Source organism: Bacteroides sp. 1001302B_160321_D4, assembly GCF_015667765.1.
Classification (GTDB): domain Bacteria; phylum Bacteroidota; class Bacteroidia; order Bacteroidales; family Bacteroidaceae; genus Bacteroides; species Bacteroides xylanisolvens.
This window is the reverse complement of sequence record NZ_JADPLO010000112.1, coordinates 1-7,985: the sequence shown is the minus strand read 5'-3', so window position 1 is coordinate 7,985 and position 7,985 is coordinate 1. Positions and strand designations below refer to the sequence as shown.

6 protein-coding genes are annotated in these 7,985 nt (G+C 41.2%); 4 read left to right on the top strand and 2 right to left on the bottom strand.

Annotated elements, in window-relative coordinates:
- The first annotated feature begins 82 nt into the window (after window positions 1-82).
- Window positions 83-1,357, top strand: a complete 1,275-nt coding sequence (gene serS, locus KFO40_RS24785; protein ID WP_004316699.1) for a serine--tRNA ligase — start codon at window positions 83-85, stop codon at window positions 1,355-1,357.
- Between the two features lie 158 nt (window positions 1,358-1,515).
- Window positions 1,516-3,816, top strand: coding sequence for a bifunctional dihydroorotate dehydrogenase B NAD binding subunit/NADPH-dependent glutamate synthase (locus tag KFO40_RS24780; protein ID WP_009039679.1), 2,301 nt, complete (start codon window positions 1,516-1,518; stop codon window positions 3,814-3,816).
- Between the two features lie 144 nt (window positions 3,817-3,960).
- On the opposite strand, the gene panD is transcribed toward KFO40_RS24780, so the two are convergent.
- Entirely contained in the window at window positions 3,961-4,314 is a 354-nt protein-coding gene (gene panD / locus KFO40_RS24775; protein WP_004301789.1) for an aspartate 1-decarboxylase, read from the bottom strand.
- Window positions 4,315-4,332: 18 nt separating this feature from the next.
- The gene (panC, locus tag KFO40_RS24770; RefSeq protein WP_008020875.1) at window positions 4,333-5,178 is read right to left on the bottom strand and encodes a pantoate--beta-alanine ligase; all 846 of its coding nucleotides are present in this window, start codon (window positions 5,176-5,178) and stop codon (window positions 4,333-4,335) included.
- A gap of 142 nt (window positions 5,179-5,320) precedes the next feature.
- On the opposite strand from panC, the gene KFO40_RS24765 reads away from it, so the two are divergent.
- Together KFO40_RS24765 and KFO40_RS24760 are read left to right on the top strand one after the other, a co-directional pair.
- Entirely contained in the window at window positions 5,321-6,154 is an 834-nt protein-coding gene (locus KFO40_RS24765) for a glycogen/starch synthase (RefSeq protein ID WP_211146908.1), read from the top strand.
- A 22-nt stretch (window positions 6,155-6,176) separates the two neighbouring features.
- Window positions 6,177-7,916 (top strand): DUF4270 domain-containing protein, encoded by a 1,740-nt coding sequence (locus KFO40_RS24760; protein ID WP_211146907.1) that lies wholly within the window; start codon window positions 6,177-6,179, stop codon window positions 7,914-7,916.
- The last annotated feature ends 69 nt before the right edge of the window (window positions 7,917-7,985 follow it).

Genomic DNA, 7,985 nt, shown 5'->3' with positions numbered 1-7,985 from the left:
ATGATAGTATATATTGCTTGATTATTCGTTTTTTCTTTATCTTTGTAAGCTTAAAATAAGAAAGTTCATAAAAAGTATAGATATGCTTACCATTAAACAAATTACAGAAAACACAGAGGCGGTACTCCGCGGACTGGAAAAGAAGCATTTCAAGAATGCAAAGGAAACGATCGATCAGGTGATCGCTCTTAACAACAAGAGACGTAGCACACAAAATGAATTAGATAAAAACCTGGCAGAGGTTAACTCACTTTCGCGCACCATCGGTCAACTGATGAAAGAAGGGAAAAAAGAGGAAGCTGAAACTGCACGTGCCCGCGTTGCCGAACTAAAAGAAGGCAACAAAGAGCTGGATGCTGCCATGACACAGGCTGCAACTGATATGCAGAATGTACTTTATACCATCCCAAACATACCTTATGACAGTGTACCGGAAGGCGTAGGTGCCGAAGATAACGTCGTAGAAAAAATGGGAGGTATGGAAACCGAACTTCCTAAAGATGCACTCCCCCACTGGGAACTAGCAAAGAAATATGATTTAATAGACTTCGACCTGGGCGTAAAAATCACAGGTGCGGGTTTCCCTGTATACAAAGGTAAAGGAGCACAACTTCAACGTGCCCTTATCAACTTCTTCCTGGATGAAGCACGCAAATCTGGATATACCGAAATCATGCCGCCGACAGTAGTCAACGCTGCTTCCGGCTATGGCACCGGACAGCTTCCGGACAAAGAAGGACAAATGTATCATTGTGAAGTAGATGATTTATACCTGATCCCGACAGCGGAAGTTCCCGTTACTAATATCTACCGTGATGTCATTCTGGAAGAGAAACAATTGCCTATAATGAATTGTGCGTATACACAATGTTTCCGTCGCGAAGCAGGTTCTTATGGTAAAGATGTACGTGGTCTGAATCGTCTGCACGAGTTCTCCAAAGTAGAATTGGTTCGTATCGACAAACCGGAGCATTCTAAACAATCTCATCAGGAAATGCTGGACCATGTAGAAGGATTGTTGCAAAAACTGGAACTCCCCTATCGTATCCTCCGTCTTTGCGGTGGAGACATGAGTTTCACTGCTGCTCTTTGTTTCGACTTCGAAGTATATTCTGAAGCACAGAAGCGTTGGTTGGAAGTAAGTTCCGTATCCAATTTCGACACTTACCAGGCCAACCGCCTGAAATGCCGTTACCGTAATGCAGAAAAGAAAACCGAACTCTGCCACACACTGAACGGTTCAGCATTAGCACTGCCACGTATTGTTGCTGCCCTACTCGAAAACAATCAAACTCCGGAAGGTATCAGAATTCCGAAAGCATTGGTTCCGTATTGCGGCTTTGACATGATAGACTAAGACTTGACATGACAGACTAATAAAAGCACCCGTATACAGAGAGCCACTCATCAAAAGAGTGGCTTTTCTTTTATATTTCGTAAATTAGCTGTATCTTTGCCAAAATTTATATCATTCTGATAGCAGTTACGTAATAAAAACAACAAATTAATTAGATAATGAACAAAATCATTAGCAAGGAACGCTTTTCTGAAAAAGTATTCAAATTTGAAATTGAAGCTCCTTTAATTGCTAAATCCCGTAAGGCCGGACACTTTGTCATCGTGCGTGTAGGTGAAAAAGGAGAACGTATGCCATTGACTATCGCAGGTTCTGACCTCAAAAAAGGTACCATTACTCTGGTAGTGCAGGAAGTCGGGCTTTCTTCTACCCGTCTCTGTGAACTGAATGAAGGCGATTACATCACTGACGTAGTAGGCCCGCTCGGACAAGCTACCCATATAGAGAAATTCGGAACAGTAGTCTGCGCTGGTGGTGGTGTAGGCGTAGCTCCGATGCTTCCTATCGTACAGGCTTTGAAAGCAGCCGGCAACCGTGTTATCACTGTACTGGCCGGACGTAACAAAGACCTGATTATTTTAGAAAAAGAAATGCGTGAAAGCTCTGACGAAGTAATTATCATGACAGATGACGGCTCTTACGGTCGTAAAGGTCTGGTGACAGAAGGCGTAGAAGAAGTTATCAAACGCGAGAAAGTGGACAAATGCTTCGCTATCGGTCCTGCCATCATGATGAAGTTCGTTTGCTTGCTGACTAAGAAATATGAAATTCCGACTGATGTTTCATTGAACACCATCATGGTGGATGGAACTGGTATGTGTGGTGCTTGCCGTATCACTGTAGGAGGAAAGACTAAATTCGTTTGTGTAGACGGTCCTGAATTCGACGGTCACCAAGTGAATTTTGATGAAATGCTGAAACGTATGGGCGCGTTCAAAAATATCGAGCGCGAAGAAATGCATAAACTGCAACCGGAATGTGAAGCAACTAAAGAAATCGACGAGAAAAGCCGTAATGCAGCCTGGAGACAGGAATTACGCAAATCAATGAAACCGAAAGAACGTACGGCCATTCCCCGTGTAGAAATGAACGAGCTTGACGCTGAATATCGTTCACACAGCCGTAAAGAGGAAGTAAATCAAGGATTAACAGCAGAACAGGCTGTTACAGAAGCTAAACGCTGTCTCGACTGTGCTAATCCGGGATGTATGGAAGGCTGTCCGGTAGGTATTGATATTCCTCGCTTCATTAAGAATATCGAACGTGGAGAGTTTCTTGAAGCTGCTAAAACATTGAAAGAAACAAGTGCGCTTCCGGCTGTTTGCGGTCGTGTGTGTCCACAGGAAAAACAGTGCGAATCAAAATGTATTCATTTGAAAATGAATGAAAAGCCCGTCGCTATTGGTTATCTGGAACGTTTCGCAGCTGATTACGAACGTGAAAGCGGGCAAATCTCCGTACCTGTCATTGCAGAGAAGAACGGCATCAAAATAGCTGTGATCGGTTCGGGACCTGCAGGATTGGCATTTGCCGGAGATATGGCTAAATATGGATATGATGTAACTGTATTCGAAGCATTGCATGAGATTGGTGGTGTGTTGAAATATGGTATTCCAGAATTCCGTTTGCCAAACAAAATTGTAGACGTAGAAATCGATAACCTTAGCAAGATGGGGGTTAACTTCATCAAAGACTGTATCGTAGGAAAAACAATCGGCGTAGAGGACTTGAAAGCTGAAGGTTTCAAAGGAATATTTGTGGCTTCCGGCGCCGGGCTGCCTAACTTTATGAATATCCCGGGAGAGAATTCCATCAATATCATGTCATCCAACGAATACCTCACTCGCGTTAATCTGATGGACGCTGCCAGTGAAGATTCGGACACTCCGGTAGCTTTCGGTAAAAACGTAGCAGTAATCGGTGGTGGTAATACAGCGATGGACTCTGTTCGTACTGCCAAACGTCTTGGTGCAGAACGCGCTATCATTATCTATCGCCGTTCGGAAGAGGAAATGCCTGCACGTATCGAGGAAGTAAAACATGCTAAAGAAGAAGGAGTTGAATTCCTTACACTACATAATCCGATCGAATATATTGCTGACGAACAAGGTTGCGTAAAACAGGTTATTTTACAAAAGATGGAATTAGGCGAGCCGGATGCTTCCGGACGTCGTAGTCCTGTAGCCATCCCGGGAGCAACAGAAACAATTGATATCGACCTGGCAATTGTCAGCGTCGGAGTATCCCCTAACCCAATTGTTCCAAGCTCCATCAAAGGACTGGAACTAGGACGAAAAGGAACCATCACTGTGGATGACAACATGGAATCTTCCATCCCTATGATTTATGCAGGAGGCGATATCGTTCGCGGTGGAGCTACTGTTATTCTGGCAATGGGCGATGGCCGTAAAGCCGCTGCCGCCATGAATGAACAATTGAAGGCAAACGCCGGTAACTAATTGCCGCTTATTAACAGGTGGGCTAAAACCAACTCACACGTGGGCGGAACATCACTCGTCCCCCGGCATAAAAATAAAATAAGAAAAGCCCCGTCTACAAAATGTAAACGGGGCTTTTCTTATTTCAAATATCAAAGATACTTTCTACTTTACCACTTTGTTCGTCGCAGGATCAGGGAAGATTACAGCTGGTTTAAACGACTTGGCTTCCTCAAAATCCATCAATGCATAGGACATGATTATAACAATATCATCCGGTTGCACCTTGCGGGCAGCAGCACCGTTCAGGCAAATTTTACCCGAACCGCGTTCACCTTTGATAATGTAGGTTTCAAAGCGTTCACCGTTGTTATTATCAGCAATATACACTTTCTCTCCCGGAATCATGTTTGCAGCATCCAACAGGTCTTCATCAATCGTAATACTACCCATGTAGTTCAGATTGGCCTCTGTGACACGTGCACAATGAATTTTCGACTTCAACACTTCAATCATCATAAGGTTTCGTCTTTTTAGTTATTCTTTATATTTAATATTATCAATCAGCCGGACTTCTCCACAGAATACTGTGATGCATCCAACTGCATAGGAAGTATCTTCCCAATTACTAATTTTCTGCAATGTGTTTCCATCTACAATCTCAAAATACTCCATGCGCAAGCCCGGAGCAGCTTCGATTGCATCTTCTACCATCTTTTGCGTCTCGCTCACCGTGTGAGTGGCTGCAAAGTTACGACTTTTAAATAAAGTCCGGGAAATATTTAAAGCATTTTCACGTTCTTCTGCCGATAAACGTTTATTCCGGCTACTCAATGCCAGTCCATCTTCCTCACGCACAATTGAACAACCTACAATTTCAAGGTTATATTTCAATTGTCGAACCATCTCACGAATAATTGCTAACTGCTGAAAATCTTTCTCTCCGAAATATGCGCGGTCCGGCTGTACGGCATCAAACAGTTTGCTGACAATCTGGCAAACACCGTTAAAATGCCCCGGACGGAAAGCACCTTCCATCACCGTATCTAATGGTGCATAGCTAAATTGACGGGTATCCGGTTCCGGATACATTTCGCTTACCGAAGGAGCAAAAGCGAAATCTGCTCCGCATTCTTCCAACAAACGGCAATCTGCATCTAATGTACGCGGATACTTCTCTAAGTCGTTTTTATCGTTAAACTGTGTGGGATTCACAAAAACACTCACAACAGTTACACCATTCTCACTTACGCTGCGCTTTACCAGAGATGCATGTCCCGCATGTAAAGCACCCATTGTAGGAACCAGTCCCACCTTTTTACCTTGGGCTCTCAAGGCAGTCAATTCTGCCTGTAAGTCCTTGATAGTGTGCACTACTTTCATTTTCGTCAATTGGTTTATGTTTTACTCGTTTGCAAAAACTCTGCAAAATAAACTAATATTTGCCACATAAAGAAAGAATATCTTATTTAATGTGTCTTTTTTTTCGTATCTTTGCAGAATATTATAGTGAACTATTGTTATTATGACAAAGGCGAATAAAGTTTTATTTATTACTCAAGAGATTACACCTTACGTTTCAGAATCCGAAATGGCCAATATAGGTAGAAACCTTCCACAGGCGATACAAGAAAAAGGCCGTGAAATCAGAACCTTTATGCCTAAATGGGGAAATATCAATGAGCGCAGAAACCAGCTGCACGAAGTGATCCGCCTCTCCGGTATGAACCTGATTATCGACGATACTGACCACCCCTTGATTATAAAAGTTGCATCTATCCAATCCGCACGCATGCAGGTATATTTCATCGATAACGATGATTATTTCCAGAATCGTATGCAGACAGCGGACGAAAATGGTGTAGAATATGAAGATAATGATAGTCGTGCCGTTTTCTACGCACGCGGCGTATTGGAAACAGTGAAAAAACTTCGCTGGTGTCCTGATGTCATTCACTGTCATGGCTGGATGACAGCTCTAGCTCCTCTTTATATAAAGAAAGCCTATAAAGACGAACCTTCTTTCCGCGATGCCAAAGTAGTATTCTCTGTTTATGAAGATGACTTCAAGAATACACTTAGCGATGATTTCGCAGCCAAATTGATGCTGAAAGGTATTTCCAAAAAAGATTTAGGTGATTTGAAAGAGCCGGTAGACTATGCTGCTCTGTGCAAACTCGCCATTGATTATTCGGATGGAGTCATACAAAACAGCGAAAAAGTAGACGAGTCTATTATTGAATATGCCCGCCAATCTGGCAAATTGGTACTTGACTACCAGAACCCGGAAAACTATGCAGATGCCTGCAACGAGTTCTACGATCAGGTATGGGATGCGACTGCAAACGAAGAAGAATAAAAAAAATCAAGATACGACGATCATGAAAGCAAAATACGCCTTAATAGCTTTACTGGCAATCACTTTTTGGGGTTGTGATGATAACACTGCCGGACTGGGATTGGGAATGTTTCCGGGAAGCGACCAGAATATCAATGGAAAGCTATCTACCTTTGATGTGACTACAGAATCCGTTCATGCCGGTAAGATATATGCAATGACTAATGTGGGGTATGTAGGTAAGTTCACTGATGAAACATTCGGAACTTATCAGGCAGGGTTCTTGGCAGAACTCAACTGTCCGTCAGGAATGACATTCCCTGGAGTATACAATGGTACTGCTCTTAACGATAAAAAGAAAGCTACCAATATAATGGTAGACGAAGCTGGGCTTGGAGACGACGCTATTGGAATATACAATACAGATAATATAAATGATCCAAAAAGAAAACTCATAGGCAACATTCATACTATTGAGCTTTATTTGTGGTATAGCAGTTACTTTGGAGACTCATTAACAGCTTGCCGTTTAAGTGTCTATGCATTAAATAAAAATTTAGATACAAAGAACGCCTATTATACAGATATTACTCCAGAGGATTATTACGATGCAAATACTGATAACAGTCTATTAGGAACGAAAGCTTATACAGCTGTTGATCTTTCAGTAAAAGACTCCATTCGTAAACTTAGTACATATGTTCCCAGCGTACACGTTTCTTTCAGAGATAAAGCTGCTAAAGAAATTGGAAAAGAAATTATTAAAAGAGCCAACGAGTTAGGTGTCAATTTTGACAATAAGGAGTTTAGAAAGATTTTTAAGGGAATTTATGTAAAGAGTGATTACGGCGATGGTACTGTGCTTTACATAGACCAAGCTCAAATGAACGTAGTATATAAATGCTATGCAGTTGATACACTTACAGGTGTTAAACTGGAAAAGAAAGTAGTAAAAGAAGGAGAGTCTAAAGACTCTACTTATTATGGATATCGTACCTTTGCCACTACTCGTGAAGTAATTCAAGCTAATCAGTTAGACAATGATAAGGATGCCATTCAAAAATGCATTAATGAGGATACGTGGACTTATTTAAAGAGTCCAGCAGGGATTTTCACTCAAATAACTCTTCCTATTAGCCAAATAGCAGATTCACTTCTTAACCAAACAGCAGAAAAGCGTCAAAGTGACATACTAAATGCTGTTAAACTAGGAATACCTATCTATAATGAAACCAGTGACAAAAAGTTTGGTATGTCGACTCCTAGCAATGTTTTATTAATACGTAAAAAGTACAAAGACAGTTTCTTTGAAAAAAACCAGCTTAGTGATGAAATAACTTCATCTCTATTTAGACCCACCACAACTAGCTTTACTCAATACACATTCAACAATATCACTCAAATGATTAATGATTGTTTAGCAGATAGGGAAAAAGCAGAGAAAGAAATACATGAAAAGGGGTCTATAACAATCAAAATAACCGGTTTAGATGGAAATAGTAAAGATGAAACCGTCAATAATATTAAAGATTGGGAAGACTTAAGCGAATGGAACAAATTCGTACTTATCCCAGTACTTGTGACCACAGATTCTTCTTCAAGTAATAGCTACTATGGTTCCAGCAATGTTATTAGTATACAACATGATTTAAAACCTGGCTATGCACGTTTAAAAGGAGGCAAGAAAGGAACTATACAAGATGCCAAAGGTAACCCTGTATATCCAGAGTATGTGCTCAAGCTTGAAGTTGTTTCTACAAACTTTGGAACAAAATCAAAATAAGAAATAGTTGAAATATTATAAAGCAATAGCGCAGGTTACTCAATGTAACTTGCGCTATTGCTTTATAAT

Excerpts from the sequence above, each read along its gene's own strand:
- KFO40_RS24780 (WP_009039679.1), top strand. The coding sequence starts at position 1,516 with ATGAACAAAATCATTAGCAAGGAACGCTTTTCTGAAAAAGTATTCAAA.
- KFO40_RS24760 (WP_211146907.1), top strand. The coding sequence starts at position 6,177 with ATGAAAGCAAAATACGCCTTAATAGCTTTACTGGCAATCACTTTTTGG.
- panC (WP_008020875.1), bottom strand. The coding sequence starts at position 5,178 with ATGAAAGTAGTGCACACTATCAAGGACTTACAGGCAGAATTGACTGCC.
- panD (WP_004301789.1), bottom strand. The coding sequence starts at position 4,314 with ATGATGATTGAAGTGTTGAAGTCGAAAATTCATTGTGCACGTGTCACA.
- serS (WP_004316699.1), top strand. The coding sequence starts at position 83 with ATGCTTACCATTAAACAAATTACAGAAAACACAGAGGCGGTACTCCGC.
- KFO40_RS24765 (WP_211146908.1), top strand. The coding sequence starts at position 5,321 with ATGACAAAGGCGAATAAAGTTTTATTTATTACTCAAGAGATTACACCT.